Raw genomic sequence first — 26,953 nt, 5'->3', positions numbered from 1 at the left:
GTTTACAGACGAGCAGCAGGTGGAAATTTGCTTCCTTATCAAGACAAAATCCAAAAGAAACTTATGGATTGTCCAACTATCACACTTCAAACCGCAAGTGGAATAGAAAAAGTCATTCCTTGCGCAAAAATCACAGCAAAAGGAATTGGTGTGCTGTCTCAAGAGCTTAAAAGACAAAGCATGCATTAAGAGGAGGTTATCATGATAAAAAAGAAATATAAACTCACTGATGAAACAATCAAAATTGATGGAATAACGCTTTATCGCATACGCGCCTTAAAAGATTTTGATGATGTCAAAGAAGGCGACCTTGGAGGCTTTGTCGAGAGTGAATGGAATCTTAGCCATGATGATAATTGCTGGGTTGGAGGCAATGCTTGTATTTATCAAAATGCATATATCTCTGAAAATGCGAAGGTTTATGATGATGCCGAAGTTTATAATAACGCAAAAGTTCGTGGTAATGCCATAGTAGCCGGCGATACAGCATTTTATGGAAGTGACGCTATTTTAAGGTAGGGGGGATAAATCATGGAAAAAAAATACGAATTGACTGATGAAATGGATGAAGTTGGCGGACGCACGCTTTACCGCATACGTGCATTAAAAAATTTTGGAAATGTCAAAAAAGGTGACCTTGGCGGTTTTATTGAAAAGGAAGGCAATCTTAGTCATGGGGGCGATTGTTGGGTTGGAGATTATGCTAGGGTTTATGATAATGCTCGTGTTTATCAAAATGCACATATTTCCGGTTATGCCTATGTTTATGGTGATGCGCGGGTTTATGGAGATGCACTCGTTTCTGATGAAGCAAAAGTTTACAATTATGCAGAAATTTACGGTGATGCATACGTTTACGGTGACGCTAAAGTTTTTGATCATGCACATGTTTATGGCAATTCTCATGTTTATTATGAAGCATATGTTTACGATAAGGCAAGCGTTTATGGAAATGCAAAAGTTGGCGGTAATACACACATTTACGGAAATGTAAAAATTTACGGTGATGCGGATTTACGTTGTGAAGATTGGATTGGCAGCAATAGCAGAATATCCACTGGAGCAAACTAATGGAAAAGAAGTACGAACTTACTGATGAGAAAGCTGAGTTTAAAGGGGTAACTCTTCACCGTATCCGCGCTTTAAGAGACTTTGGAGTTATTAAAAAAGGTAATTTAGGCGGCTTTATAGAACATGAAAACAACCTATCGCATCATGGTAATTGCTGGGTAGGTGGTAATGCATTCGTCTTATCTTGTGCTTGCGTTTACGATAATGCTCAAGTTTATGATGATGCTGTAGTTTATGGTAGTGCACGAATTAAACATAATGCACATGTTTACGGTTTTGCCGAAGTTTATGGAATGGCAACAGTTTCCGGTAATGCACGTATTTATGGCGACGCAAAAATTTATCGTGATGCGGATATTGATGGCGATAAAGTCATGTCCACTGGAGAAAAAGCATGGTGAAAAAATACGAATTGACTAATGAAACCACCGATATTGTAAGTTGCCATACATTGTACCGCATTCGTGCTTTAAGAGATTTTGATGATGTTAAGGCTGGGGACCTTGGGGGCTTTATAGAAAATGAAAGCAATCTCTCTCATGATGGCAATTGCTGGGTCTATGATAATGCTTGTGTTACTTGGGGTTCAAAAATTTATGACAATGCAAAAATTTATAATAACGCCCGAGTATATGGTGGTGGTCGCATTTTTGAAAACGCACAGATTTACGGAAATGCAATTGTTTATCCCAATGCAAGAGTTTATGGCGACGCAAAAATTTACGGAGATTCAGAGATCTGCGGAGAAAGCCGTATCACAACAAACGAGAAAAAATAAATCATGTATAAATATGGAATTAAACCTACCTTGTGTGCACAGTTAGTTGTGAGAAATACTCACAATCTAGGTGAACTTTGTATCACTATCTCTGGGTATAAAGACGAGCCTTATGTAGATACCATAATTTCTGAAGACATAATGCAGCCTATAAAATCCAAACTCTAACAACCAAACCAACTTTTAACACATGCGTGATTCACGCCACGGGGGAATTGCGCTCAAATAGGAGGAAATCAAGATGAGTGAACTAAGTACCACACAAACGGAATTAGTGGAAAAAACGAACGATTGTGAAATCAAACCTACAGCTATGGAGCTTATTTTAGAAAGAGCTTTAGAAAATGATGTCGATATGGATCGTCTCAAGCGTCTTCTTGAATTGCGAGAAAAGGAGATAGAACGACAAGAGTGTCAAAACTTTGTCCGTGATCTTTCTACTATACAAGTGGAATATAAAAATATCGAACAAAATGCCATTAATACACATACTAAAAGCCTCTATACAACGCTTGATAAATATATTGATGCTATTAAAGAACCTCTTGCAAAACATCACTTTGCCTTGTTCTCTCGTATCAAAGACCAGAGTTCAAATGACATAACTGTAGAAATGACTTTAAAGCATATATCGGGCAATGAAATATCAACACAAGGAACATTTCCCATTGATGCTACGGGAAGCAAAAATAACACACAAGCGGTTGGTTCTACTATAAGCTACGCACGTAGATATCTCTTAGGCATGCTTCTTAATGTTGCAAGAAAAGAAGACGATACAGATGGAATAACACTTCTTGCGGGTATCTCTTCTGAACAGATGAATGAAATCAAAGAATTAATTAAAAAAACACAATCTGAAGAAAGTAGGCTTCTCTCTTTCATAGGAGTAAAAAATCTAAAAGATATGTCTTTTAAACAAGCACAAACCGCTTTGTTTGCTTTGAAAAAAAAGCAGCGAAAGCAAATGAATAAAGCACAACAAGAGCAATTAGATGCACCTATACAAGATATTGAATATGCACCAACTCAACAACAAACGGCGGTGTGAAATGGAACAAAGAACAGCACAATGGTTTCAGTCCCGCTTGGGAAAAGTCACCGCATCAAACGTTTACAACGTACTCAGTAAAACAGCAAAGGGAACCCCTACAAGCAAATATGAAGACTATAAAATTAAGCTTATGACAGAGCGTTTAACAGAAGAAGTAAGCCAATTTTATACAACACCTGCTATGCAATGGGGCATTGAACATGAAGAAGATGCCTTGAAAGAATATGCATTCATTTATGATACTGAAGTCTCTCAATGCGGTTTTATCCAACACCCCACAATCCAAATGGCGGGGGCTAGTCCTGATGGGTTTGTTAGTGATGACGGTTTAGTTGAAGTCAAATGCCCACAATCCCCAAACCATTTACGCTTCTTTATAGATGACACTATAAAGCCTGAATATAGCGCGCAAATACAATTCCAAATGGCTTGTACGGGACGAAAATGGTGTGATTTTATCAGTTATGACCCACGTTTTACGAGGCAATCAACATACTTACGCATGAAAATTAAACGCGTTGACCGTGATGAAAAATACATTGAAGAAATTAATAAAGCTGTCGAGACGTTTTTAGCAGAAATAGAGCAAGACATGAAACGGATCTTGACACAAGCAGCTTGAAGTTATGGGGGTGCTCTCTCCTCCCAGCACCCCCGCTCATTTATAATTATTCTCAACACATCGATAATAAGGAAAGATTCAAATGAACGAAGAAAAATTAATTGCCTCAATAGAAAAAATAAGCTTATTCGAACAAGCTTTACTGTCGATGCGTTTGCAACGGCTTGTCAATATACAAGATCTTTCAATTTATCTCGGAATGTCAATGACCTACATTAGAGAGCTTGTAAAAATAGGAGCTTTTCCTAAGCCTATACAAGAAGGGCGATACTTAAAATGGGATCTTGTTGAAATTGACCGTTATATTGAAGCCAAAAAAACTGAAAGAGATTCAATAGAATTATCTTGAAGAGGTCCAAAATTACGAATTACTCATAGTGAAGATTAACAAAAATGACAGAAAATTATTGATAATAGTTTGATCATGAATAATTTAGTGACAATCGATAATGATGGTATTACCATCACGATCTCTTTAAAAATTGCAGAGGGTATGGGGAATAGCCACGCTACAGTTATAAAGCTTGTACGTCAAAATATTGAAGACTTTCAAAAATTTGTAAGGGTTGGATTTGAAATCTCACCCTTTTGAAAAAGGGGGGGCTATTTGCTGGAAGTTCAGTGACAAATTTAAAAAATGGAGATAAGAATCATCAACAGGCTTTAAAGCCTTCTCATAGTCAATAAATCCATTAAAAAAGGGGAAAAATGAAACAAACTTTAAAATTATTAAGCTGTATAGCTTTATTAAATATGGCTGGATGTAACTCAAAGCCTCCTTCAACGTACTTTGTTATATGGGAAAAGCCAGGTGTAAACTCTACTGAGGTAGGAAAAGCACTGTTGGAGTGTGGTGCGCTATCTCCTTATAGTAGTGATAGAGACAATAGCAAATTAGGACTTAATGAATGGTCGATGATTCATACTTGTATGATCCAATCAGGATTTCACCATAAAATTAAAGGTGGGAAATGGTGTGAAAATTGTAAAGATGATAGGATTCCGGTGGATCCTCTTGGTTCTGTCGGGACTCAAAGAAGTGTTGAGAGACGCTTAAACAGTTCGTTTTGTAAAAATGACGGTATAATAAAACTTCTCAATATCAACACTCCGTTTTGCCATTGATTATCAACAATCAAAATGCTGTATGGGATAGGTAATAGCTTATATGCGGACAGATTTTTTGGAACAACGCCATGCTCTCTTGGAACAGTGGGCTGCATTTATAACAGGAGCGACTTGACAGGATTATAACAATGTGTCTATTGTCGAATCAGGTGCCTAAGAAACATCTTGAATCGATAGCGGATAGATTGCCGAAACAATCTTTTCTCCGCGCCTTAAAGACTTTGACTCGTTGTATGCGTGTAGCATATAAAGGTTTTGTCGGGTGTAGCTATGCCATACAATACCCTTATGGGGAAAGCATAGCGACGGACTATCGACCGTGTTTCTTAGCGCCCGGCATTCCTCTGGAATGTCAATAAGAAACCTCTAATCGATAGGAGTTCATTATGAACATTCTTATAAAAATTACGGAACAAACAATTGATCAAGAAATAGTTCAAACAGTAAATGCACGTGAGTTGCATACGTTTTTGAAGGTCACATCTCGTTTTAACGATTGGATTATTAATCGTATTAAAGAATACGGTTTCCTAGAAAATAAGGACTTTGTGAGTTTTACTAAAAATTTAGTAAAACCTAATGCCCATCAAGAAAATCAAGGTGTTATGAGTTTCGGTAAAAATTTACCGAAACCTAAAGGTGGTCGTCCAAGTATCGAATATCACCTCACTCTAGACATGGCAAAAGAGCTTTCCATGGTTGAACGCAATGAGAAAGGCAGACAAGCTCGTCGTTACTTTATTGAGTGTGAGAAAAAGTTAAAAAGCTAATCTGTTGATTATGATAATGATACACGCTTTGATTTACCAAGCCATTGGGAGGGTATGAGTGCTGGTGAAAAAGCTTTGTATCTTTTAGGTCCTATCCATGTGCGTCTTGTTGATGCTTTTAGAGTCGATGAAGAGAATAGAAAATATAAAGCTCTCATTAAAGAAGCTAAGCGGGTTTTAGCAAGGTCTGTTACGAAAGCTGCTTAGTTTGGAAAATTGATTCTATCTCCTCGTCTTTTATGGCGGGGAGGGGAATTGGGGAGTCGAAGCAAAACATGGTATGGTGATTTAGTTCCAAAATATGCCTCAAAAAAGCAGCAATGATTCGTATTTTAGTACTATCTCAATACCATCTGATAGCGTTATGATAGGGTTTTAAAAGGTGGTTTAGAAGGTGGTTTAATTTTTTCTAATTTCTAATAAATTACTGAAAAATAAGGGGAAATCCACATATCGTGGTGCGGACGGCGGGACTTGAACCCGCAAGGTCTTCGACCGGCAGATTTTAAGTCTGCTATGTTTACCGTTTTCATCACGTCCGCGATGTGAGTTCTCTCATAAGCTATATCTTTTATTGAATCAAGAATTAATGACAAAAGAAACATTTTTCATTTTTTAGTGAAATTTTGACTGACAATAGTTTCCGTTATCGATAGAAAAAGCTTTTATAATGTAAATAAAGTATGAAATGATTAGTGTTATGAGTCAATTTATTCAAGACGTCACAAAAGCTATGGTGGGATTGCATCACGTGTTTGCTGAAACACCACTTCAAAGAAATGATTTTCTTAGTCAAAAGTATGATGCAGAAATTTATTTAAAGCGTGAAGATTTAACACCGGTGCGGTCTTATAAGATTCGTGGTGCTTTCAATTTTGTTTCAGAAATGCTTAGTAGTATATCACCAGATTCTGCATTTGTTTGCGCTTCAGCAGGGAATCACGCGCAAGGGGTTTCTTTTGTTTGTCGTTATTTTAAACGTAAAGGCGTGATTTTTATGCCTATGACAACGCCACAACAAAAAATTGAAAAAACACGTATTTTTGGTAAAGAATTCATTGATATTCGTTTGGTTGGTGAAACATTTGATCAATGTTATGAAGCTGCGCAATCCTTTGTCGTAGAGAGCGGTGGTGTAATGGCTCCACCTTTCGATGATATTCGCATTATTACAGGGCAGGCAACAGTGCTTTGTGAAGCTGCTTTACAATGGAAAAAACTCAATGGAGAAAGTGAGCCAGATTTGATGATTGTGCCGGTAGGGGGTGGTGGTTTGGCAAGTGGAGTGAGCAAGTTTTTACATGAATATGGTTGGAAAACAAAGCTTCGTTTTGTTGAGCCGCAAAGAGCTGCAAGTTTGCTTGCTTGTTTGGAGAGTGGAAAACGCGTCAAGCTTGAAAGCATTGACACTTTTGTAGATGGTGCTGCTGTGGCTGAAATTGGTGCTCTAAACTATACAATTTTAAAGCAATTTCCCCCTGATTCTGTCATTACGGTTCCTGAAAACCGCGTTTGTTCTACGATGGTTGAAATGCTTAATGTTGAAGGTGTGGTTCTTGAACCGGCTGGTGCTTTATCGATTGATGCGCTTAACAGTATTCCTCCTCAAGAGTTAAAGGGGAAAAAAATTCTTCTCGTTATTTCAGGAGGTAATTTTGATTTTGAGCGTTTGCCAGAAATTAAAGAGCGTTCTTTACGTTTCCAAGGGTTGAGAAAATATTTTATTTTTAGTTTTCCGCAACATCCTGGTGCATTGCGTCATTTTCTTTCTACATTATCACCAGATGATGATATTGTGCGTTTTGAATATCTTAAAAAATCAGCGAGAAACTTTGGTTCTGTATTGGTTGCGATTGAAACAAAAAAATACGGTAATTTTTGTCTTTTAGAGGAAAAATTTCAAATGTTAGGTTGGCGTTACCGTGATATTACTGATGATCAAACGTTATTTGATTTTGTTATTTGAAAAACTGAAATTTTATTAAAAAAGAAGTATAATGATGAAACCTATTTTTTATTCGGTGCTGAGTCTATTTTTCTTTTTGATTGTTAATCAACAGAGTTTAGCATCTCAGCCAACAATAGTACAAAAAGATGAACTTTCAAGTGTCGTTGTTGATGTCAATAATGCTATAAAAAATGGGGATTTTGCGTCTATTTCTCGTTATATGCCTGAGCGGCTTTATAAAGAGATGGCACGTCGATTGAATACAACAGAGAGTGCTTTACGTAGTGATTTTCTTCAACAGTTGCATAGGAAATTTGAGGGTTTGCCTTCTGGTGCTTATTATTTAGATAAAGAAAATATAGAGTATTTACAAACTGATAACGGTACTGTGTATGCTTTAATTCCAACAGTTCTTGAGATGAAAGATCGCATCATTCAATATAAAACTTTGGCGATTTTTGATAAAAACCAATGGTATTTAATTTATGGCGGTCAAAAAACTTTACAAAATCCAGTTTTTCTCGAGATTTATCCTGATTTTATCAAGGTACATTTACCGATGGACACAATCATCAAAAAGTAAACGATCTAAATATTGTTTTTATTCATGATAAATGTATTTCGTAAAGTTCTTGCTTTTTTATCATAATCCAAAGATAATAGAGATGAAGGCATTTAGGCTGGTTTGTTGGCTTTTTGTAAAGTGAAGTTTATACGCCTTTATCTTGATTTCAAGGTGTTCATAAGTTGCGCAAGCCGCTTTTTAGGCGTTGCTTCATTTAAAATGTCAGGGATTTCTCTTGCGCGGATTCTTGAGTGGAGAGTTCAGATGGTTACTTCTTTTGAGTTCTTCAGCTAAGGAAAGATTTTATTTTGCCTATAAAAGAAGAAAATGTTTTTACAAAGTTAGGTTTACCTACTCTTTTGATTAAAAATTTACTCATTGCTGGGATGAGTAAACCTAAACCTATACAAGAACAAGCTATTCCAGTGATGTTGAAAGGACACGATATTTTAGGTGTTGCTCAGACAGGCTCTGGAAAAACCTTGGCATTTGGTTTACCTATTTTAAGTCAGATTTTGGCTTTGGGTGATAAACGCTGTCCTAAAACTGCACGCGCTTTGATTTTAGCTCCAACGCGTGAACTTGCTGTTCAGATTGATGAAACGATCCGTACTGTGGCGAAAGGAGCGCATCTTTCGACGTGTCTTATTTTTGGGGGCGTATCACGTTTAAAACAAATTAAACGTATGGAAGCAGGTGTGGATATTTTGATAGCGACTCCAGGGCGTTTAAGAGATCTTGTTCGTGAAAAGTGTGTTGATCTTTCTCAAACGCGTTTTTTGATTTTGGATGAAGCAGATCGTATGTTGGATATGGGGTTTATTCATGATGTTAAGCAAATTGCAAAGCTTTTGCATCAAGAGCGTCAGACAGCACTCTTTTCTGCAACAATGCCGAGGGAAATTGCTGTGCTTGCAAAATGTTTACTCAATGATCCGGTTAAAATTGAAGTTGTTCCTCAAGGTACTACGGCTGTAGAGATTTGCCAAAAATTATATTGTGTTCCTACGAATGAAAAAAAGAATGTTTTAAGTAAACTTTTGACAAATCCAGCTTTTGATTCGGTTATTGTTTTTACTCGAACGAAACATGGGGCAGATGCTGTCACACGTAGTTTAGAAAAGGTAGGATATTTAGTCGCAACAATTCATGGAAATAAATCACAAGGTGCTCGCCAGTCTGCTTTAAAAGCTTTTCGTGAAAGATCTGTGCAGATCCTAGTGGCAACAGATATTGCTGCACGCGGTATTGATATACCAGGGATAAGTCACGTTATTAATTACGACTTACCAGACGAAGCTGAAAGTTATGTACATCGTATTGGTCGTACAGGACGTAATGGCGCATCTGGTGTAGCACTTACGCTTTTTGATGAGAAGATAGAAAGGTCCCGCTTGCGTGCTATTGAGCGCTTGATTCGTATGAAATTGGTGGCTGAGGCTGTTCCAGAACAATTTGCAGCGTTTCCAGAAAAGCCAATTGTGCGAGAAAGTAAAGAAAACGATAAGGAACGCTGTTTAAAAAAATATAAACGTCAAAAACAGTTTTTAGGTCGAAAAGATGATACCGCACAGTTGCAGCGGAAGAATTCTTCACCTCAAAATGAGAGGCATAAAAAAGCAAAAACAGTAGTAAAGCGTGCAAAGCCTCTTCGTTTTCGAAAATCAGTTAAGAGGGCTGCTTAGATAAAGTCTTGAAAAAAGATCATGTACTGGAGATTTTTTACTTTTGTTGATTTATTCTCAATTGAAAAGAGCTATAAAATACTCTTGTCAAAGTAAGAAGATCCTTTAGAGGTTTTCATTTTTTAGAAATGAAAACTTCTAACTTTTTGGATTTATTAAAAATCTTTATTGTAGAGGAAATTATTTATTTGCTTTATTCCTATTTTTTTAATGGGAATAAAAGTAGATTTTATTTATATAAAACTATTTTTATAAAGGATGTGTTTTATCTTTAATGATAACTTTTAATTTTAAAAATTGATGTCTAATAATAACTCATTGTTTTATAATTTAATAATTCATTATATCGTATTTTTTCATTTTTAAGTTATTTATGCGGATCAATCAAAAGTATTCGCTTGCACGTTATGTGTGAAGTTGTGATATAGATAATCATTTGAAAAATAAATAAAATAATTTTTATAAACTCTTTCCAAGGCAATGGGGGATTGCTGAGATTGAGAGTTGGAAAATAGTACGATGATATGGCTTTTATTATAAATAAAGATGGGGCTGATCAATCGATTTCATTTTATACCATTTACGGGAGTCATTGTGAAAGAGGCTTGGGGGATTTAAGAGATATCTCTTTAAAAAAGCGTGTGACTGCATAATACAATAGCGAGAATGTCATGATTTCTGAAGGCTTTCTCAGGATTCTCAACAATTTAGCTCGTTATCTTTGTTTTTACTGTAAAACACTATTAGTTTGGGAGGATATAAAGCCTATAAAACTTTATGCATTAAATTTTTTATGACAGTGTGATGAATATCCAAGGCAAGGTTGTTTGTAAAGCGTTGAAGTGGTTAGCAGGAGGAACAACCTGTTAGATAAGACGTCGGAGTGTTTACAGACTTGTTTTATGTTTTTTGCTTTTAGGATGGGGAGGAGGTTATGTGGGGTGTATGGAGATAATATATGACCTTGATTGTTGTTTCTTTCATTTTTCAAAATGATTGCTTCATGAGTAGGTTTTTAAGTTTAATTCCTTTATTGAGTACAAATCATTCTTTCTTTGGAAAAAAATATATGAGACCGATTCATTGCTGATGAAGCTTAATAATTCATCTCTGATGAAAGAAATCGTAATTTATAATGTGCAAATAATTGCAGTGTCCTCTTATAAAGGCGCGGTAGTTTGAAAAAAGTATTTAAAATGAATCAATAGCTTTTTGCGTTCATTGCAAAAAATACATCCGGTAGGATATTGTGTTTCTACTTTATTGCAAAAATCCTATTCCATTACTTTTATTAACGAATCCCTCATGTCTAAAAACTTTAGAAAAAACAATAAATTACGTAGAATAAAAGAAAAGTGGCTCCCCGGGCCGGATTCGAACCAGCGACCAACCGGTTAACAGCCGGTTGCTCTACCGCTGAGCTACCGGGGAACGGTGCCCAATCATCTCGTTGAAAAGGCTATAGCAAAGCAATACTGATTTGCAAAGGATAAAATTACTTTTTTTTAAAAAATATGATAAATTGTGTAATAAGAGGAAAAAAGGCGAGAGAAGATTTCTACACCTTGACGGATGCGTTGCCTTCCCTTATTGAAACCTTTATGTTTGTTGACGAGGCCTCGTGGCGGAATGGTTACGCAGAGGACTGCAAATCCTTGTATCCCGGTTCGATTCCGGGCGAGGCCTCCAGCCGATTTTAAACGAAACGGCTTTTAAGGGAGATGAGGTATAGGAAAATAGATTATTTCCCTCTATTCTTGTGAAGACACTTTTGTATGAGAGATTATACAGTTAAAATCTAATTGTTGACTGTAGCATCCTTTTTTGTAACGCCCATAGTTTAAGAGATCTTTATCCCTTATTGTCGCTGTTTTGTTTGTTTTTTGTAGGTTAGGAGAAAATATTCGTTATGGTTGCAGATTTTGCTGAGCTTCGTCGCAAAATGGTTGACAATCAAATTCGTACAGTCGATGTAACGGATTTATCAGTTCTTGAAGCCTTTTTAACGGTATCTCGTGAAGATTTTGTATCGGAAGATATGAAAGTGTTAAGTTATCTTGATACTGATATTGTTCTATGTCCAGTGCAAGATGGGGTTCCTGCACGCTATTTGATGAAACCTGCGTCTCTAGCGAAATTACTACAGCTTGCCGCTGTAAAATCATCAGATGTTGTTTTAGATATTGGTGCAAATAGTGGTTATTGTGCAGCGTTGCTTGCAAAACTTGCAGGGTCTGTGATTGCGCTGGAAAGCAATAAATCTCTCTTTGAACGTGCTCTTGAAGCTTTAGAACGTAATCAATGTGATAATGTGGTTGTCGTTCATGGTCCATTAGAGCAAGGATATGCTGTTGAGGGACCTTATGACGTGATTTTCATTGAGGGATCTGTTGATTTTATTCCTCAAGGTATCTTTGATCAAATGAAAGACTGTGGACGTCTTGTGGTGGTTGAAGGGTATGGAAATGCTGCTGTTGCACAAATCTATATAAAAGAAGATGGGATCATCTCGGCTCGTCGTGCTTTTAATCTCGCTGTAAAGCCTCTTCCTTGTTTTTTCAAAACACCTGGTTTTGTGTTTTAGTGCTTGTTTGTTTTGTGAATAAAAGATAATTTTGTAATTTATTTGGGGTTTGTTATTGTGTGTATTATGTTTAGAGTAAACAAGAAGTTTCAGGCGTGTTTATTGCTGGTGTTGAGTGTTTTACTATCAGAGACTGTTTGTGCTGAAACATTGATGGATGCCTTTTCTAAGGCTTATAAATATAATGCTAAGTTGAATAGTGAACGTGCAGCTGTGCGTATATCCAGTGATGATGTTGTCATTGCGCGATCGGGGCTATTGCCACAAGTTGAGGGGGTTGGGAACTATGGGCGCAATAAGTCTTTTACAGGTCCTTATGTCACTTCTGGATCTATAGGAGTGAGATTAAATCAAAGATTATTTGATGGTTTTATCACGCAAAATATCTTTTCTTCAGCTCAAGTTAAGTTGCAGGCTCAGCGTGAATATCTTCGTAATGTTGAACAAAATACGTTTCTAGACGCGGTGACCGCTTATGCTAATGTCTATCACGCACGTCGTGTTGCCGATCTTCGGAGAGAAAATTTGGCAGCTCTTGAGGAACAAGTTCGTTCTAATAAAGCAAAATTTGATGTGGGTGAAGGAGGGCATGTTGATCTTGCTCAAGCTCAAGCTGCACGTTCCGTGGCGGTTTCAGAGCTGAGTCTTGCTCGTTCTGATGTAAAAGCAGCAGAGGCAGTGTATCGACAAGTTATTGGTTCTGATCCTGAAAAGTTAAAACGCCCACCTCTAGCCAAAGATTTTCCCGTCAACCTTGATATGGCTTACCAAATGAGCGTTGTGATGCATCCAGCAATCCTTTATGCTAAATATTTAGTTGATGCGAGTGCTTATAATGTAAAGGCGAAAGAAGGGGCATTGCTCCCTAAAGTTGATTTTTCTGCAACAGCATCTTATAATCGAATCTACAGCGGGGTTGGAGAAGATGGCGTTTCTAAATCTGTAGGATTGTCAGTAAGTGTCCCAATCTTTGAAGGAGGGCGTACATCTGCGCAAATTCGCCAATCAAGGGAACAGCTTGGACAGGCGCAGCTTCAACTCGATTTGGCGCATAGTAATACGAGGCAAGCACTGACTTCTGCTTGGTTTCAGTTGGAGGGCGCACGCTCATCTGTTGTTGCTTACCGTGAAAGTGTTCGTGCTGCTGAAATTGCTCTGAAAGGTCGTGTTCAAGAAAATCGCGTAGGGCAAGCAACGACGCTGGATGTTTTAAATTCTCGTACTCTATTGATTAATGCTCAGATTGCGCTTGCAATGGCAGAGCGTAATGCTGTTGTGGCGAGCTATAGTGTTCAGTCTTCTATTGGTAAATTGACTGCGAGTTATTTAGGTTTAAAAACAATTAAATATATCCGATAATGTATAAAAGTATCTCTTTAATCTTAAATTATTTTAGTTTTTAAAAGATTAGTAAATCAACAGTTGAATATGTTGAAAGATATTGCGGCGAGATATTATTTTTATAAGTGTAGAAAACTGTGTGTAGCGCCCTCTTTATGACAAGCATATTTGAAAATATCGTAGGAGGCATGTTGATCTTATAATTCTTTTGCATACACTGAAAATATGATTCTATTTGTTGTTGCGTCTTTGAGAGGTTGTAAAGTATGGTACAGAGTTCAAGCGTGTTACGTGAGCCAAGTATGGATGAAATTTTAACATCTATTCGTGAAATAATCGAAGAAAATGCGGTTCAATCTGATCACTTTTTAAATGAAGATGTTGCAGTGAATGCTTCAGAAGTGGCATCCGAAGGTATTTATGATACAACCTTATCGGTTGATGATGCTATGAAAGCTTTAGCTGATCGTATTGGTCTTTCTTCTGAAAATCAAGGAGGGAAGATAACGCAAGAGAAAGAGGATATAGAGGCAGAAAATAATACAGTTGGTATGGATATGCAAAAGATGAAGCTTTCTTCTGAAGAACGGAATTCTGTTTATAAAGCAAAAGAATATGAAGATGAGATAAGGAAATCACAGTCAGACGCTGGAAGGGATGGTCATGTGGAATTGTCTGCATATTGTATTTCTTCTGCAGAAAAGATTGCAAAGGATGTGTTGCGTCCTGCTATAGCGGAATGGTTACAGTCTAAATTGCCTATTTTGCTGGAAGATATTTTGCGTGAAGAGATTGTGAAGGCGATTAAAAAATCGTCTTAATTATTTTTTACATTATTTTTATGTTTTTCATTTTATGGGGATTTTGTTTGCGATTTTGCGAGCTCTCTAGTGAATAGCTGAGATTCACGAGATTCTGATCAGGTTTTGATCGTATATTGTGTTTTTCAGCGGCGTTATGGATGGATAGAATGTTAGAAAAAAACTATGATGCTGCCTCTATAGAGCAACGGGTTGCAAAGAGATGGGAGACTCGTGGGGCTTTTAAAGCGGGAGCTGGTTCTAAAAGCGGTGCAGAACCTTTTTGCGTTATGCTTCCTCCTCCTAATGTTACGGGCTCACTTCATATGGGGCATGCGCTCAATACGACAATTCAAGATATAATAGTTAGATTTCAGCGGATGCGTGGCAGAAATGTGTTGTGGCAGCCTGGTATGGATCATGCTGGGATTGCTACGCAAATGGTAGTGGAGCGTCAACTTGCAGAACGCCAAGAGCCAACGCGTCAAGAAATGGGGAGAGAAAAGTTTATTGAGCGTATTTGGGAATGGCGTTATGAAACTGGAGGCGTTATTGCAAACCAGTTGCGTCGCCTTGGGGTTTCATGTGATTGGTCGCGTGAGCGGTTTACAATGGATGAGGGGTTGTCGCAGGCGGTTCGTGAAGTCTTTGTCACGCTTTATAAGCAAGGGTTGATATATAGGGATAAGCGCCTCGTCAATTGGGATCCTAAATTGTTGACAGCTATTTCAGATCTTGAAGTTGAGCAAAAAGAAGTTCAAGGACATTTGTGGCATTTTAGATATCCACTTGAAGGTAAAATTTTTGATCCAAATGATGCGACAACTTATATAACAGTGGCGACAACACGACCAGAAACAATGCTTGGTGATACAGGAATTGCTGTTAATCCTGAAGATGAGCGTTATAAAAATCTTATCGGTAAAAATGCTCTTTTGCCGCTTGTTGGTCGTAGGTTATTAATTGTTGGTGATAGCCATGCTGATCCTGAGGCTGGAAGTGGTGCTGTAAAAATCACACCGGCTCATGACTTTAATGACTTTGAAGTAGGACAGCGTAATCATTTACGCTTGATTAATATTTTTACTCAGAAAGCCGAGATTTTTCTTCGTGAAAATGAAGCATTTTTCGATGGTTTGATTTTATCAGATGAATTAAAAATGTTAGTAGAAAATCTCGATAAATCTGATCGTTTTGTTGCTCGCCAGAAGATTGTTTCTTTGATGGAAGAACAGGGATATTTAGCTTCTGTCGATGATCATACCCATATGGTTCCTCATGGAGATCGCAGTGGTGTCCCTATTGAGCCTTTTTTGACAGATCAATGGTATGTTCATGCTGCTGAATTAGCAAAGCCAGCGATAGAGGCTGTTCAACAAGGCAAAACGCAGTTCGTTCCCGATAACTGGAAAAAGACGTACTTCAATTGGATGGAAAATATTCAACCTTGGTGCATTTCTCGCCAATTATGGTGGGGACATCAGATTCCTGCTTGGTATGGTCCTGATGGAACGGTTTTTGTTGAAAAAAGTGAAAAAGAGGCTTTAGATTCAGCTTTTGCTCATTATGGTGAGGTTGTTGAATTAATCCGTGATCCGGATGTTTTAGATACTTGGTTTTCATCAGCTCTTTGGCCTTTTTCAACATTAGGATGGCCAAATAAAACGACTGAATTATCTACTTTTTACCCAACATCTTTATCTGTGACAGGATTTGATATTATTTTTTTCTGGGTTGCTCGTATGATGATGATGGGACTTCACTTTATGGGTGACGTTCCTTTCCCAACGGTTTATGTGCATGCTCTTGTACGGGATCAAAAGGGTGCAAAGATGTCAAAATCAAAGGGAAATATTATTGATCCCTTAGAGCTTATTGATCAATATAGTGCTGATGCACTTCGGTTTACTTTAGCTATTATGGCAGCACAAGGTCGTGATGTAAAACTTGATGTTTCCCGTATTGCTGGTTATCGTAATTTTGCTACGAAATTGTGGAATGCTACCCGATTTGCACAGATGAATGGTGTGAAGCATGATCCAGCTTTTAAACCAGAACAAGCAAAATTGGCGCTTAATCGTTGGATTTTAACAGAGTTATCTAAAACAATTTCAGCAGTTACGACTGGTATTGAACACTATAAATTTAATGAGTCTGCTGCCACTCTTTACCGTTTCATTTGGAATACATTATGTGATTGGTATTTGGAGCTTCTCAAACCTATTTTTCAGGGGAAAAATGAAGATGCTAAAAATGAGGCTCAAGCTTGTACTGCTTGGGTTTTAGATGAAGTTTATAAACTTCTTCATCCTTTTATGCCTTATATGACGGAAGAGTTGTGGTCTCTTACAGAAACGCAAGCCATCAAGCGTGAGGATATGCTCGCATTGACAAAATGGCCAGAGGAAACATTGATAGATGAAGAAGCTGCTGATGATATTAATTGGCTTATTGATGTCGTCACAGGGATTCGGTCTGTACGTTTTGAAATGAATATTCCAGTGGCTACACAAGCACCTCTTGTTGTTGTCGAAGGAGGGGAAGTAACGCGAGAGCGTGTGAAGCGTTATGATGCACTTCTTAAAAAATTAGCGCGTATTGAAGTTATTGATTTCTCTGATAAAGTTCCGGAAGTATCAGCACAAATGATTTTGGGAGAGGCTGTTTTTTGTTTACCATTAGGACAGTTGATTGATTTGGAGGCTGAACGTGTTCGTTTGAGGAAGGATGTCAGTAAAATTGAACAAGATATTGAAAAAATATCGCTTAAGTTAAACAACCCCCAATTTATAGCAAATGCAAAAGCAGAAATTGTTGAGCGTGAGCGGAATAGGGTTGTAGAACTGCGTGCAGCGCAGAAAAAAATATTTGTTGCTTTAGAGCGGTTAGATTGATTTCAACTTTTTATTTTTTTTGATAGATAATTGCATACCAGTAGGGCTAGTATAGATCTTCTTTAAAAGGAAACTTTTTCTTTTGTTAGTTTTTCATGAACGATCATAAAATCTCTACTGAAATCCATTGTTTTATGTTTATCATTAAAGAGACATCTTTTAAGGCATCCAAGCTTATTCCACGACGTAGATCATGAATGGTATAACGGTAAATCCATTGAGCTTCCCTTCTTTATGCTTGTGAAGTAACAAGCGCTGGGGGCACCATTCTGTCCAATATCCGGACAACCCTTAGCTCAAACCGTTCGTAAGAGGCATTTTTAGTTCTTTCTTACACAGAGTTTTTATCCACATAGCTCTCTCTACTTGTAATGTGCAAGCGGATGGTTTTGATTGATTTAACATGGAACAAGTTTGGAATGAGAGAATCTTACGATATTCGAGGTCCTCATTCAACATGCAAAATGGTAAAGTATCATTAAAATCAATATCTTGTTTTATTTCTGTAAAATATCATCATTTAGAGTAGCAATATAAGGCATGTAAAATTACATATGTGGTATTTTTTGTATGTAGTGGTGAGTATTCTGAGGTAAAACTTGTGTGTAAAGTGTGAAGTAACCCCATGTGAAATGATGTTAGGTGCAATCCGTTAAACAAAAAGCTGTATTGTTTATAGATTGACGGAGGCAAAAAACTTCATCTTTAAGGTGGTAAGGCAGTCGTGAAGTTATAAGTTAACTATCATCATTATATTTATCCATCTTTCGTATTGTTTTTTATACTCAAACGTTTACCATTCATCATGTATTCTCTTCGTTCTCAAGTTGCTGTTTAATGCACGTTATTCTATTGAACGATTTTTGCTCATACGTATAAAATTTTAAGATCGATAAATCCTATTGGATGGTTTTTATCTATTTGTTTTTTCTTTTAAAATTTTTACTTTAAAATTGCGTATGCTTCTTACTAAGAAAAAGAGTTTAAATATCTACAAAGAAATTTGTAACAGATATAATCATTAAAATTGAGGTAGGGGGAATGGTTAATAGGTTTCAGATATGGAAAAAGTCACGATTGTTGTGATTTTAGAGGGATTCTTTTCGACTGTTTATGTAATAGATGTCAATAGCTTGCAAGAAGCGAATGATGGTTCGTTTTATTTTTTAAAACGTGGCATGTCTGTTTATAAAAATGGGCATATAACTCAGGCTATTGCAGCATTACGTTGTGCTGCTAAGAGAGGCTATATTGGTGCGAATTGGAAACTTGGCTCTATCTATGCAAACGGTGATGGTGTCCCTAAAAATGATTATAAGGCATATAATTTTTTTGCATATATTGTTGAAAAAGGTGCTGATCTTGGTTCAGAGGATGAAAGTTATGTTTCTGATGCATTGATTAAACTTGCCGGATATATAAAAAAAGGTATTCCTCAATCACCTGTGAAACCTGATCCTTCTTATGCTTCTCATCTTTATATGCAGGCTGCGCTAAACTATGGAAATCCTAAAGCTCAGTATCATTTAGGAAAAATATTTTTAAAGGGAGAGGGAAGGGAGAAAAATCCTTTACAAGCAGCACGATGGTTTCAACTTTCAGCAAAAAAAGAAAATCCTTCTGCCCAAGCAATGCTTGGAAATATACTGCTTAAAGAAGGAAAAATTGTCCGTGGGGCAGCAATGTTAACTGCTGCCTATAAAAAGCTAACGTAAAAGACGAAAATTGGATTCACCCTTTGCAAGAAGAGGCTTTTGCTCTTTGTAATGAATCTGAGAGACGTACAGCAATTTCACTGGTTGCTGAGATTTTAAAGAATAACAGTTTTTAAACATCTGATTGTAATATTTTTACATTCTCTCATCTTATATTAAACTCTGTTTTCTTGTATACAAGTTCATAGTAAAGATAGCTTTTTTTGATAATCTAACGGCTAATGACTTAGGATTTTAGACAAAAATTCTTGCGTTCTCGGTTTTCTTGCTTGCGGATCAGAAAAGAACTCTTTAGATGAGCAGTCTTCAAGAATTGTTCCTTGATCTATGAAAATAACACGCTCCGATACTTTTTGTGCAAATCCCATTTCATGGGTTACACAAATCATCGTCATACCTTCTTCTGCTAAGCTAATCATGACATCGAGTACTTCACCTACCATTTCAGGATCTAGAGCAGATGTTGGTTCATCAAAAAGCATGACAAGTGGATCCATAGTTAAGGCACGTGCAATAGCAACACGTTGTTGTTGCCCTCCAGAAAGTTGACCTGGATATTTATCTTTGTGTTCAATGAGTCCAACGCGTTCAAGATATAACAATCCACGTTCAAGTGCTTCTTTTTTGCTTCGTTTTAGGACTTTGATTTGTGCAATTGTCAAATTTTCTGTGACAGATAAATGGGGGAAAAGCTCGAAGTGTTGAAACACCATTCCTACCTGACTTCGCAATTTAGGCAGATTCGTTTTTTTTGAATGAACTGGTATTCCATTAATCCAAATTTCACCTTTTTGAAAAGGGACGAGAGCGTTAATAGTTTTAATGAGTGTTGACTTTCCTGAGCCTGATGGACCACAAACGACAACGACTTCTCCTTTATTAATGTTAGTTGTACAGTTTTTAAGGACTTTAATTTCGCCATACCAATTAGAAACATTTTTTATTTCGATCATATGAGTAGACATTTTTTTTCCTGTTAGCGAATAATGGATACTTTTTTTTGTAAATACAAAACTATTTGTGACAGTGTAAAACAGATAACAAAATAGAAAATAGCTGCTAAGATATAAGCTTCTTGCTTTACACCAAAATTATTAGCAGCAATATCAAAACCATTCAAAAGGCTATGACCACTGATGGCATAAACAAGGGTTGTATCCTGAAAAAGGATAATAACTTGTGTTAAAAAGACTGGAAGCATATCTCTAAAGGCTTGAGGAAGAATGACAATGTACATACTTTGCCAATATGTCATTCCAAGAGCTTGTCCTGCATATTTTTGTCCTTGCGGAACTGAATTGATTCCAGCACGCATAATCTCAGCAAAATAAGCCGTTTCAAATGCGGTAAAGGTAATGAGTGCTGATTTATTTGCACCAATGGATATACCAGTTAAAAAAGGCAGAAGCACGAAAAACCATAAGATAACCATCACAAGTGGTATTGAACGCATAGCTGTTATGTAACTGATTGCAAACCAAGAAAAAAGTTTTATGGAAGAAAGGCGCATCATTGCTAAAAGTGTGCCGAAAACAAACCCCAATACCGTTGCAAAAAGAGTTAGAAAAACGCTAAAGAGTAAACCTGATAAAATGTAAGAACGAAATACATCAAAGGTAAAAAAGGAAAAATCAAAGTCGGAAAAATTGAAAGGAAAATAAAGTCCAAACTGAGAGCTTATGAAATTCATCATATTCAATTTCCCTTTGTTTGAAAATTAGGAATTTTGAGTATTTGTTCAATGACTGTCATCACAATGAATACGAATAAGGCTATTAGAATATAAAGGATCGTAACAAGCAAATAATTTTCGTAAACATGGCTTACTTCTTCAATTGTTTGGTATTGAAATTGCATGAGCTCATTTATTGAAACGGCGAATGCTATAGATGAATTTTTCACAATCCCCATTGCTTCTGAAGTAAGAGGTGGCATAATTGCACGTATAGCACGTGGTAGTATAATATAGCGATAACTTTGATAAGTTGTAAATCCCATTGCCATAGCAGCATAGCGTTGTCCAGAAGGAATCGCTTCAATGCCTGAACGAACCTGTTCAGCAATGCGTGCAGATGTAAAGAATCCCAATGCGCATGTTATTAAGAGAATGGGGGAAAATTTCATCGCTGGTGGATAAATCTTCGGAACAACAAAATACCACAAAAACACTTGTACAAGGAGGGGAATATTACGCATAATCTCTACCCAAATAGTACCGATAGTGCGAAATATATAATTGATTATGGATGTTTTGGGTAAAGTGCGCATTGTTCCTATAATAACACCACACAATACAGCTAATATAAGTGAAGTGATAGATAATATAATTGTATTTTTTAAGCCATCGAGAAGTGTATCTAAATAGGTATGACTTACGCCGGGAGTTCCCAAGCATCCTGTTACCAATGTTTGAGTAAGGTCATCTCTACAAAGGAAAGAAAAGTCCATTAATTGATATTCCCTCAAATTAGTCATTCACAAATAGGACAATAAACCACGCGCATCTACATAGTCCAGATTTATTAAAAAGTGAATTAAAATATAAACCACACTCAATTTCAAAAGAGTGTGGTTCTTCTTTATTAAACTCTATAAATCTTTTTCTGCGTAGCTTTCTCGAGGCTTATTATTTGGGTGATCCCAAGCATATCTTGTTTGTTTTGATAAGGGAAGGTTCATAACAGTGTTAGCAGGTGGGATCGGTTTCATAAACCACTTATTATAAAGCTTTTCCAGTGATTCATCTTTAATCTGACGTACGATACTATCGTTGATTGTTTGTTCAAATTTTTTGTCATTTAATCTGAGCATACAGGCAATAGGTTCGACTGAAAGTACAGTATCAAGAATGACATAATCAGATGGATTCTTTGATTTAGCAATATGTCCAGCAAGAATTGAAGCGTCCATGACAAAAGCATCTGCCTTACCAGATTCTAATAATAAAAAACTATCTCCGTGATCTTTCCCCTTTAAAACTTTAAACTGAATGTTTTTTGCACGTTTATTTTTACGAATAAGTTGAACAGATGTTGTACCGGTGGTCGTTGCAACTGTTTTTCCATTTAAATCCTCAAGAGATTTAATGTTAGAGTTTTTCTTTACAGCAATCCGAACCTCTTCAATGTATGTCGTATAAGCAAATGCTGCTTCTTTACTGCGGGCAATATCATGTGTTGTTGAGCCGCACTCAAAATCATAGGTTTTATTTTTTAAGAGAGGAATTCTATTTTGAGAAGTGATGGGAAGATAATGAATTTTAATTGGTTTACCAATTTTTTTTGAGATATCATCAATGATCCGTTCTGCCATTTCTGTATGAAAACCTACATATTTATTATTACCAAGGGCGTAGGCTAAACCAGATGATTCACGGACACCTAAAGTAATTTCCCCTGTTCGTTTTATTTTTTCAAGAGTATCATGTTCAGCATGCGCGAAACTTGAGAATCCAATGGCCGTTGCTGCAATAAGCATTAATAATGATTTCTTCATTTATGTCCTCCATTCATTTATTTTTATTTTATTTGCTTAAGATATACTGTTTATATGCTGTAGCATAGTTATTATTTTTGAGTGGAATTTTTTTGTTGTCTCATGAAATGAGGATTTTACTTTCTTAATTGATATTAAGGTGAATCCAAACAGGAACGTGGTCGGATGGTTTTTGATATCCCCTTACTTCTGTTTGGCTATGAGCGCAAATTAATTGATCAACAGCTTCTGGTGATAATAATAAATGATCAATGCGAATCCCATTATTCTTAGGCCAAGCACCTGCCTGAAAATCCCAAAAACTGAAGGAGGGAGTATCGGTGACATTCCGGATAGCATCATAAAAACCTAAATGAAGAATACGTTGGAATGCTTTTCTTGTTTCTCGAAGAAATAAGGCATCTTGATACCATTCTTGAGGTTTTTTTGCATCTAATGGAGTGGGGATGACATTATAATCACCTGCTAGAATAAGAGGTTCTTCATACGCAAGCAATGATTTTGCATGTGTATATAATCTTTCCATCCATTCTATCTTATAGGAATATTTTTCACTCTCAATAGGATTCCCATTTGGCAAATAGAGAGATGCAACACGAACAACACCTTTGTTTGTTGAATAAACAGCTTCAATGTAACGTGTTTGTTTATCATTATCATTGCCTGGTAATCGACGGATCACTTCATCTGGTGTTTTTTTAGAGAGAATCGCAACGCCATTAAAACTTTTTTGTCCGTGTGTTTCTATATGGTAACCTAAATTTTCAATTGTATCGCGTGGAAAATTTTCATCAATACTTTTAATTTCCTGTAAACAGACGATGTCCGGTTGGCTTTGCTGCAGCCATTGACATAATGTTTCATGTCGCGCTTTTATTCCAGCAATATTCCACGTTGCTATTTTCATGGTGCTCATCATTAGATATCAAATATGCAATTCAATTTACTGCTATGTTTTACTACAGTCACATCGCTGTTTTTTTGTTTATAGGGGATATTACTATGGTAAATTAATTTATCAAGAGTAGCGGTAAAAGCAAATTTAAAGCTTTAAAATTTAATTTATTTTCATTTTTAAAAACTTTCTGCTGTTTAGTTCTTGACGAATGTACGTGTTCTCGCTATTAGAAATGAACATAACCGATGTGGATGTAATCAGGTGTTTTGGATATGAGCCGGAAAATTATTCACAGGTGTTAAGAAGATTAAAAGCAAATGCTAGTGCAAAAGGCTATTGCCTTCTCTGCTTATGGTCGGGTAAACTGTTTTGTACAGGTATGCCCGATTTTGTGTGTAGACTTAGATATCTGCTTCGATTTTGTTGGGGTGGATGGAAATGAAAATAGAAAAGCCCGATTGGGTGAGACGAATGTAGATCGAAAAGAGGAAGGTTGCATGCCTACCGTAAACCAGTTGATTCGCAAGCCGCGTGTGGCGCCAGTTAAACGTAATAAGGTTCCTGCTCTGCAGTCGAATCCGCAGAAACGTGGTGTTTGTACGCGTGTTTATACAACAACACCGAAGAAACCTAATTCTGCTCTTCGTAAAGTTGCTAAAATTCGCTTGACGAATGGATTTGAGGTGATTGGTTATATTCCTGGAGAGGGACATAATCTTCAAGAGCACTCTGTTGTAATGATTCGTGGTGGTCGTGTGAAAGATTTGCCAGGAGTTCGTTATCACATTATTCGTGGTTTGCTTGATACGCAGGGTGTCAAGAATCGTAAACAGCGTCGTTCAAAGTATGGCGCGAAGCGTCCAAAATAATATTGAGAGACAAAGCCAATGTCCCGTCGTCATAGAGCAGAAAAGCGTGAGATTAATCCAGATCCAAAATTTGGTGATTTGGTTATTATGAAATTTATGAATGCCATTATGTTTGATGGTAAAAAATCAGTTGCAGAGCGTATTGTTTATGGTGCGCTCGATTCTGTAGAAAAAAGAGTAAAAACAGATCCTGTGGCTCTATTTCATCGAGCTTTAGAGAATGTTGCTCCTCACATTGAGGTTCGTTCACGCCGTGTTGGTGGCGCTACTTATCAAGTTCCGATTGATGTTCGTCCTGATCGTCGTCAGGCTCTTGCTATTCGTTGGTTGATTGCGGCGGCACGTGGTCGAAATGAAACGACGATGATTGAGCGTTTATCTGGTGAATTGATGGATGCGGCTAATAATCGTGGTTCTGCCGTGAAAAAGCGTGAAGATGTTCATCGTATGGCTGAAGCTAATCGTGCTTTTTCTCACTATCGCTGGTAGAAGTTTTAAACTAAGGCAAATATAATGGCTCGCGAATATAAAATTGAAGATTATCGTAATTTTGGTATTATGGCGCATATTGATGCTGGTAAGACTACGATGACTGAACGTATTCTGTTCTATACCGGTAAGAATCATAAAATTGGCGAGACCCATGATGGTGCTTCTACAATGGATTGGATGGAGCAGGAGCAGGAGCGTGGTATTACGATTACGTCTGCTGCGACAACAACATTTTGGGAAGGGCAAGATGGTCGGAAGCGTCGCTTTAATATTATTGATACGCCAGGGCACGTTGATTTTACGATTGAAGTTGAGCGCTCTTTGCGTGTTCTTGATGGTGCAATAGCCTTGTTGGATGCAAATGCTGGTGTGGAGCCTCAGACGGAAACTGTTTGGCGGCAAGCTGAGAAGTATCGCGTGCCTCGTATGGTTTTTGTTAATAAAATGGACAAAATAGGAGCTGACTTTTATCGTAGTGTGGAGATGGTTGGTTCTCGGTTAGGTGCTAAAGCGCTTGTTTTGCAGTTGCCGATTGGTGCTGAAAATGACTTTGAAGGTGTTGTTGATCTTGTAGAAATGAAGGCTTTAAAGTGGGATGGTTCTATTGGTGCCTCGGCAGTGATAAGTGAAATTCCCTCTGATTTAAAGGAGAAAGCTGAAGAATATCGCGAGAAATTGATTGAGATGGCTGTGGAGGTTGATGAAGCTGCGACAGAGGCTTATTTGGAAGGTGTTATGCCAACCAACGAGCAGCTTGTTTCTCTCATTCGTAGGGGGACAGTAGAAGTTCAGTTTCATCCGGTTCTTTGTGGTACGGCTTTTAAAAACAAGGGGGTGCAGCCACTTTTGGATGCTGTTGTTTCCTATCTTCCTTCTCCAATTGATATTCCGGCGATTAAGGGTATTGATGTAAAGACTGAGGCTGAGACGACACGCGAATCTTCTGATGATGCTCCGTTATCTATGCTTGCTTTTAAAATTATGAATGATCCTTTTGTTGGTTCATTGACGTTCTGTCGTATTTACTCAGGTAAAGTTCAGAAAGGTATTTCTCTTGAGAATACTGTGAAAAAGAAAAAAGAGCGTTTGGGGCGTATGCTTCAAATGCATTCAAATTCTCGTGAGGATATTGAAGAAGCATTTGCTGGTGATATTGTTGCTCTTGCAGGACTTAAGGAGACGACAACAGGGGATACTCTTTGTGATCCTTTGAAGCCTGTTATTTTGGAGAGGATGGAATTTCCAGAGCCTGTTATTGAGATTGCAATTGAACCGAAGACAAAAGCAGATCAAGAAAAAATGGGTATTGCTCTTAACCGTCTAGCAGCCGAAGATCCTTCATTTCGTGTTAAATCGGATGAGGAATCTGGTCAGACTATTATAGCTGGAATGGGTGAGCTTCATCTTGATATTATTGTTGATCGTATGCGGCGTGAGTTTAAGGTTGAAGCAAATGTTGGGCAGCCTCAAGTTGCTTATCGTGAGTCAATTACTAAAATGGCGGAAATTGATTATACGCATAAGAAACAATCGGGTGGTGCAGGTCAATTTGCTCGTGTGAAAATTGTTTTTGAGCCTCATGATGGTGATGACTTTATTTTTGAGTCAAAGATTGTTGGTGGTGCTGTTCCTAAAGAATATATTCCCGGTGTCCAAAAAGGGATTGAGAGTGTTATGGGGTCAGGTCCTCTTGCGGGCTTTCCTATGCTTGGTGTAAAAGCGACTCTCATTGATGGTGGCTATCACGATGTTGATTCTTCGGTTTTGGCTTTTGAGATTGCTGCTCGTGCGGCTTTTCGTGATGGGGCAAAAAAGGCTGGTGCACAGCTTCTTGAGCCGATCATGAAGGTGGAAGTTGTTACACCAGATGATTATGTTGGTGATGTTATTGGTGATCTCAATTCTCGTCGGGGACAGATTTCAGGAACTGAAGCGCGCGGCATTGCAACGGTTGTGAATGCAATGGTTCCTTTGGCAAATATGTTTGGTTATGTGAATACTCTTCGCTCTATGAGTCAGGGGCGTGCGCAGTATACAATGCAGTTTGATCATTACGAGCCTGTGCCTTCAGCTGTTGCTTTGGAGATTCAAAAGAAATACGCGTAATTTCAGGTTGGTAATTAATTTTTAACTTAGTCCTTGGCTTGGACGGAAAATGGAGAGCTCAAATGGCGAAGAGCAAGTTTGAACGAACAAAACCGCATGTTAATATTGGTACGATTGGTCACGTTGATCATGGGAAGA

General features: G+C 37.4%; 25 protein-coding genes, 3 tRNA genes and 4 pseudogenes. 25 read left to right on the top strand and 7 right to left on the bottom strand.

Features of this window, described 5'->3' with window-relative positions:
- The 12 genes and pseudogenes from ACFING_RS07525 to ACFING_RS07470 form a co-directional block, all read left to right on the top strand.
- Positions 1–189 (top strand): phage antirepressor KilAC domain-containing protein (locus tag ACFING_RS07525; protein WP_375629898.1); only part of this gene is annotated, 189 nt, incomplete at its 5' end.
- 12 nt (positions 190–201) lie between these two features.
- Positions 202–519, top strand: coding sequence for a hypothetical protein (locus ACFING_RS07520; protein WP_375607465.1), 318 nt, complete (start codon positions 202–204; stop codon positions 517–519).
- Positions 520–531: 12 nt separating this feature from the next.
- Positions 532–1,071 carry a hypothetical protein gene (locus tag ACFING_RS07515; protein ID WP_375630321.1) on the top strand — a complete coding sequence of 180 codons (540 nt, stop codon included), beginning with the start codon at positions 532–534 and terminating at the stop codon, positions 1,069–1,071.
- Positions 1,071–1,472 (top strand): hypothetical protein, encoded by a 402-nt coding sequence (locus ACFING_RS07510; protein ID WP_375630320.1) that lies wholly within the window; start codon positions 1,071–1,073, stop codon positions 1,470–1,472. Before ACFING_RS07515 ends, ACFING_RS07510 begins: the two co-directional genes overlap by 1 nt.
- Complete coding sequence (locus ACFING_RS07505; protein ID WP_273790346.1) at positions 1,466–1,849, top strand: hypothetical protein; 384 nt, start codon at positions 1,466–1,468, stop codon at positions 1,847–1,849. The genes ACFING_RS07510 and ACFING_RS07505 overlap by 7 nt, the downstream gene beginning before the upstream one ends.
- A gap of 241 nt (positions 1,850–2,090) precedes the next feature.
- Complete coding sequence (locus ACFING_RS07500) at positions 2,091–2,900, top strand: ERF family protein (RefSeq protein ID WP_375630319.1); 810 nt, start codon at positions 2,091–2,093, stop codon at positions 2,898–2,900.
- 1 nt (position 2,901) lies between these two features.
- Entirely contained in the window at positions 2,902–3,525 is a 624-nt protein-coding gene (locus ACFING_RS07495) for a lambda exonuclease family protein (RefSeq protein ID WP_375630318.1), read from the top strand.
- Between the two features lie 82 nt (positions 3,526–3,607).
- A complete protein-coding gene (locus ACFING_RS07490; protein WP_375630317.1) occupies positions 3,608–3,874 on the top strand; it encodes a helix-turn-helix transcriptional regulator in 267 nt (88 codons plus the stop codon).
- 75 nt (positions 3,875–3,949) lie between these two features.
- Positions 3,950–4,117 (top strand): hypothetical protein, encoded by a 168-nt coding sequence (locus ACFING_RS07485; protein ID WP_375630316.1) that lies wholly within the window; start codon positions 3,950–3,952, stop codon positions 4,115–4,117.
- A 116-nt stretch (positions 4,118–4,233) separates the two neighbouring features.
- On the top strand, positions 4,234–4,650 hold the full coding sequence (locus ACFING_RS07480; RefSeq protein ID WP_375630315.1) for a hypothetical protein: 417 nt from the start codon (positions 4,234–4,236) through the stop codon (positions 4,648–4,650).
- A 37-nt stretch (positions 4,651–4,687) separates the two neighbouring features.
- Positions 4,688–4,768, top strand: a pseudogene (locus ACFING_RS07475) (integrase dna protein); the annotation flags it as partial.
- Positions 4,769–5,039: 271 nt separating this feature from the next.
- Positions 5,040–5,630: pseudogene (locus ACFING_RS07470) on the top strand (antA/AntB antirepressor family protein).
- A 249-nt stretch (positions 5,631–5,879) separates the two neighbouring features.
- Here the strand turns inward: ACFING_RS07470 and ACFING_RS07465 are convergent.
- Positions 5,880–5,965 (bottom strand) — tRNA-Leu (locus ACFING_RS07465).
- Positions 5,966–6,111: 146 nt separating this feature from the next.
- Between ACFING_RS07465 and ilvA the strand changes: the two genes are divergently transcribed.
- The 3 genes from ilvA (at position 6,112) to ACFING_RS07450 (ending at position 9,621) form a co-directional block, all read left to right on the top strand.
- Positions 6,112–7,389 (top strand): threonine ammonia-lyase IlvA, encoded by a 1,278-nt coding sequence (gene ilvA / locus ACFING_RS07460; protein WP_375630314.1) that lies wholly within the window; start codon positions 6,112–6,114, stop codon positions 7,387–7,389.
- A gap of 34 nt (positions 7,390–7,423) precedes the next feature.
- The gene (locus ACFING_RS07455; protein WP_375630323.1) at positions 7,424–7,954 is read left to right on the top strand and encodes a hypothetical protein; all 531 of its coding nucleotides are present in this window, start codon (positions 7,424–7,426) and stop codon (positions 7,952–7,954) included.
- Positions 7,955–8,244: 290 nt separating this feature from the next.
- Positions 8,245–9,621 carry a DEAD/DEAH box helicase gene (locus ACFING_RS07450; RefSeq protein WP_375630313.1) on the top strand — a complete coding sequence of 459 codons (1,377 nt, stop codon included), beginning with the start codon at positions 8,245–8,247 and terminating at the stop codon, positions 9,619–9,621.
- 1,356 nt (positions 9,622–10,977) lie between these two features.
- Here the strand turns inward: ACFING_RS07450 and ACFING_RS07445 are convergent.
- Positions 10,978–11,052, bottom strand: a tRNA-Asn gene (locus ACFING_RS07445).
- A 184-nt stretch (positions 11,053–11,236) separates the two neighbouring features.
- Here ACFING_RS07445 and ACFING_RS07440 point away from each other — a divergent pair.
- The 6 genes and pseudogenes from ACFING_RS07440 to ACFING_RS07415 all read left to right on the top strand — a co-directional run bounded on the left by ACFING_RS07440 (position 11,237) and on the right by ACFING_RS07415 (position 19,071).
- Positions 11,237–11,310 (top strand) — tRNA-Cys (locus tag ACFING_RS07440).
- 220 nt (positions 11,311–11,530) lie between these two features.
- Positions 11,531–12,205, top strand: a complete 675-nt coding sequence (locus ACFING_RS07435; protein WP_375630312.1) for a protein-L-isoaspartate O-methyltransferase — start codon at positions 11,531–11,533, stop codon at positions 12,203–12,205.
- Between the two features lie 66 nt (positions 12,206–12,271).
- Positions 12,272–13,564, top strand: a complete 1,293-nt coding sequence (locus ACFING_RS07430; RefSeq protein WP_375630311.1) for a TolC family outer membrane protein — start codon at positions 12,272–12,274, stop codon at positions 13,562–13,564.
- A gap of 248 nt (positions 13,565–13,812) precedes the next feature.
- Positions 13,813–14,367: a DUF2497 domain-containing protein gene (locus ACFING_RS07425; RefSeq protein WP_375612445.1), complete on the top strand. Its 555-nt coding sequence runs from the start codon at positions 13,813–13,815 to the stop codon at positions 14,365–14,367.
- A 149-nt stretch (positions 14,368–14,516) separates the two neighbouring features.
- On the top strand, positions 14,517–17,240 hold the full coding sequence (locus tag ACFING_RS07420) for a valine--tRNA ligase (RefSeq protein ID WP_375630322.1): 2,724 nt from the start codon (positions 14,517–14,519) through the stop codon (positions 17,238–17,240).
- A gap of 1,041 nt (positions 17,241–18,281) precedes the next feature.
- Positions 18,282–19,071: pseudogene (locus ACFING_RS07415) on the top strand (tetratricopeptide repeat protein).
- 102 nt (positions 19,072–19,173) lie between these two features.
- On the opposite strand, the gene ACFING_RS07410 reads toward ACFING_RS07415, so the two are convergent.
- The 5 genes from ACFING_RS07410 to xth form a co-directional block, all read right to left on the bottom strand.
- The gene (locus ACFING_RS07410; protein ID WP_273791447.1) at positions 19,174–19,920 is read right to left on the bottom strand and encodes an amino acid ABC transporter ATP-binding protein; all 747 of its coding nucleotides are present in this window, start codon (positions 19,918–19,920) and stop codon (positions 19,174–19,176) included.
- A gap of 11 nt (positions 19,921–19,931) precedes the next feature.
- Complete coding sequence (locus ACFING_RS07405) at positions 19,932–20,648, bottom strand: amino acid ABC transporter permease (protein ID WP_375630310.1); 717 nt, start codon at positions 20,646–20,648, stop codon at positions 19,932–19,934.
- A gap of 2 nt (positions 20,649–20,650) precedes the next feature.
- Positions 20,651–21,403 (bottom strand): amino acid ABC transporter permease, encoded by a 753-nt coding sequence (locus ACFING_RS07400; protein WP_375612442.1) that lies wholly within the window; start codon positions 21,401–21,403, stop codon positions 20,651–20,653.
- A 141-nt stretch (positions 21,404–21,544) separates the two neighbouring features.
- Positions 21,545–22,450 (bottom strand): transporter substrate-binding domain-containing protein, encoded by a 906-nt coding sequence (locus ACFING_RS07395; protein ID WP_375621442.1) that lies wholly within the window; start codon positions 22,448–22,450, stop codon positions 21,545–21,547.
- Between the two features lie 124 nt (positions 22,451–22,574).
- Entirely contained in the window at positions 22,575–23,357 is a 783-nt protein-coding gene (gene xth / locus ACFING_RS07390) for an exodeoxyribonuclease III (protein ID WP_375621441.1), read from the bottom strand.
- 488 nt (positions 23,358–23,845) lie between these two features.
- On the opposite strand from xth, the gene rpsL reads away from it, so the two are divergent.
- From rpsL to ACFING_RS07370, 4 genes and pseudogenes are all read left to right on the top strand, one after another.
- Positions 23,846–24,217: a 30S ribosomal protein S12 gene (gene rpsL, locus ACFING_RS07385; RefSeq protein WP_005773262.1), complete on the top strand. Its 372-nt coding sequence runs from the start codon at positions 23,846–23,848 to the stop codon at positions 24,215–24,217.
- Positions 24,218–24,235: 18 nt separating this feature from the next.
- Entirely contained in the window at positions 24,236–24,706 is a 471-nt protein-coding gene (gene rpsG, locus ACFING_RS07380; RefSeq protein ID WP_015856589.1) for a 30S ribosomal protein S7, read from the top strand.
- 24 nt (positions 24,707–24,730) lie between these two features.
- Complete coding sequence (fusA, locus tag ACFING_RS07375) at positions 24,731–26,815, top strand: elongation factor G (RefSeq protein ID WP_375607436.1); 2,085 nt, start codon at positions 24,731–24,733, stop codon at positions 26,813–26,815.
- Between the two features lie 62 nt (positions 26,816–26,877).
- Positions 26,878–26,953, top strand: a pseudogene (locus ACFING_RS07370) (elongation factor Tu); the annotation flags it as partial.

The organism is Bartonella sp. AP150HLJHH (assembly GCF_042196385.1).
Taxonomy (GTDB): domain Bacteria; phylum Pseudomonadota; class Alphaproteobacteria; order Rhizobiales; family Rhizobiaceae; genus Bartonella.
This window is presented reverse-complemented; position numbering and strand designations above follow the sequence as displayed.

Coding starts and splice junctions, on each gene's coding strand:
- ACFING_RS07520 (WP_375607465.1), top strand. CDS start 202: ATGATAAAAAAGAAATATAAACTCACTGATGAAACAATCAAAATTGAT.
- ACFING_RS07515 (WP_375630321.1), top strand. CDS start 532: ATGGAAAAAAAATACGAATTGACTGATGAAATGGATGAAGTTGGCGGA.
- ACFING_RS07510 (WP_375630320.1), top strand. CDS start 1,071: ATGGAAAAGAAGTACGAACTTACTGATGAGAAAGCTGAGTTTAAAGGG.
- ACFING_RS07505 (WP_273790346.1), top strand. CDS start 1,466: ATGGTGAAAAAATACGAATTGACTAATGAAACCACCGATATTGTAAGT.
- ACFING_RS07500 (WP_375630319.1), top strand. CDS start 2,091: ATGAGTGAACTAAGTACCACACAAACGGAATTAGTGGAAAAAACGAAC.
- ACFING_RS07495 (WP_375630318.1), top strand. CDS start 2,902: ATGGAACAAAGAACAGCACAATGGTTTCAGTCCCGCTTGGGAAAAGTC.
- ACFING_RS07490 (WP_375630317.1), top strand. CDS start 3,608: ATGAACGAAGAAAAATTAATTGCCTCAATAGAAAAAATAAGCTTATTC.
- ACFING_RS07485 (WP_375630316.1), top strand. CDS start 3,950: ATGAATAATTTAGTGACAATCGATAATGATGGTATTACCATCACGATC.
- ACFING_RS07480 (WP_375630315.1), top strand. CDS start 4,234: ATGAAACAAACTTTAAAATTATTAAGCTGTATAGCTTTATTAAATATG.
- ilvA (WP_375630314.1), top strand. CDS start 6,112: ATGATTAGTGTTATGAGTCAATTTATTCAAGACGTCACAAAAGCTATG.
- ACFING_RS07455 (WP_375630323.1), top strand. CDS start 7,424: ATGAAACCTATTTTTTATTCGGTGCTGAGTCTATTTTTCTTTTTGATT.
- ACFING_RS07435 (WP_375630312.1), top strand. CDS start 11,531: ATGGTTGCAGATTTTGCTGAGCTTCGTCGCAAAATGGTTGACAATCAA.
- ACFING_RS07430 (WP_375630311.1), top strand. CDS start 12,272: ATGTTTAGAGTAAACAAGAAGTTTCAGGCGTGTTTATTGCTGGTGTTG.
- ACFING_RS07425 (WP_375612445.1), top strand. CDS start 13,813: ATGGTACAGAGTTCAAGCGTGTTACGTGAGCCAAGTATGGATGAAATT.
- ACFING_RS07420 (WP_375630322.1), top strand. CDS start 14,517: ATGTTAGAAAAAAACTATGATGCTGCCTCTATAGAGCAACGGGTTGCA.
- ACFING_RS07410 (WP_273791447.1), bottom strand. CDS start 19,920: ATGTCTACTCATATGATCGAAATAAAAAATGTTTCTAATTGGTATGGC.
- ACFING_RS07405 (WP_375630310.1), bottom strand. CDS start 20,648: ATGATGAATTTCATAAGCTCTCAGTTTGGACTTTATTTTCCTTTCAAT.
- ACFING_RS07400 (WP_375612442.1), bottom strand. CDS start 21,403: ATGGACTTTTCTTTCCTTTGTAGAGATGACCTTACTCAAACATTGGTA.
- ACFING_RS07395 (WP_375621442.1), bottom strand. CDS start 22,450: ATGAAGAAATCATTATTAATGCTTATTGCAGCAACGGCCATTGGATTC.
- xth (WP_375621441.1), bottom strand. CDS start 23,357: ATGAAAATAGCAACGTGGAATATTGCTGGAATAAAAGCGCGACATGAA.
- rpsL (WP_005773262.1), top strand. CDS start 23,846: ATGCCTACCGTAAACCAGTTGATTCGCAAGCCGCGTGTGGCGCCAGTT.
- rpsG (WP_015856589.1), top strand. CDS start 24,236: ATGTCCCGTCGTCATAGAGCAGAAAAGCGTGAGATTAATCCAGATCCA.
- fusA (WP_375607436.1), top strand. CDS start 24,731: ATGGCTCGCGAATATAAAATTGAAGATTATCGTAATTTTGGTATTATG.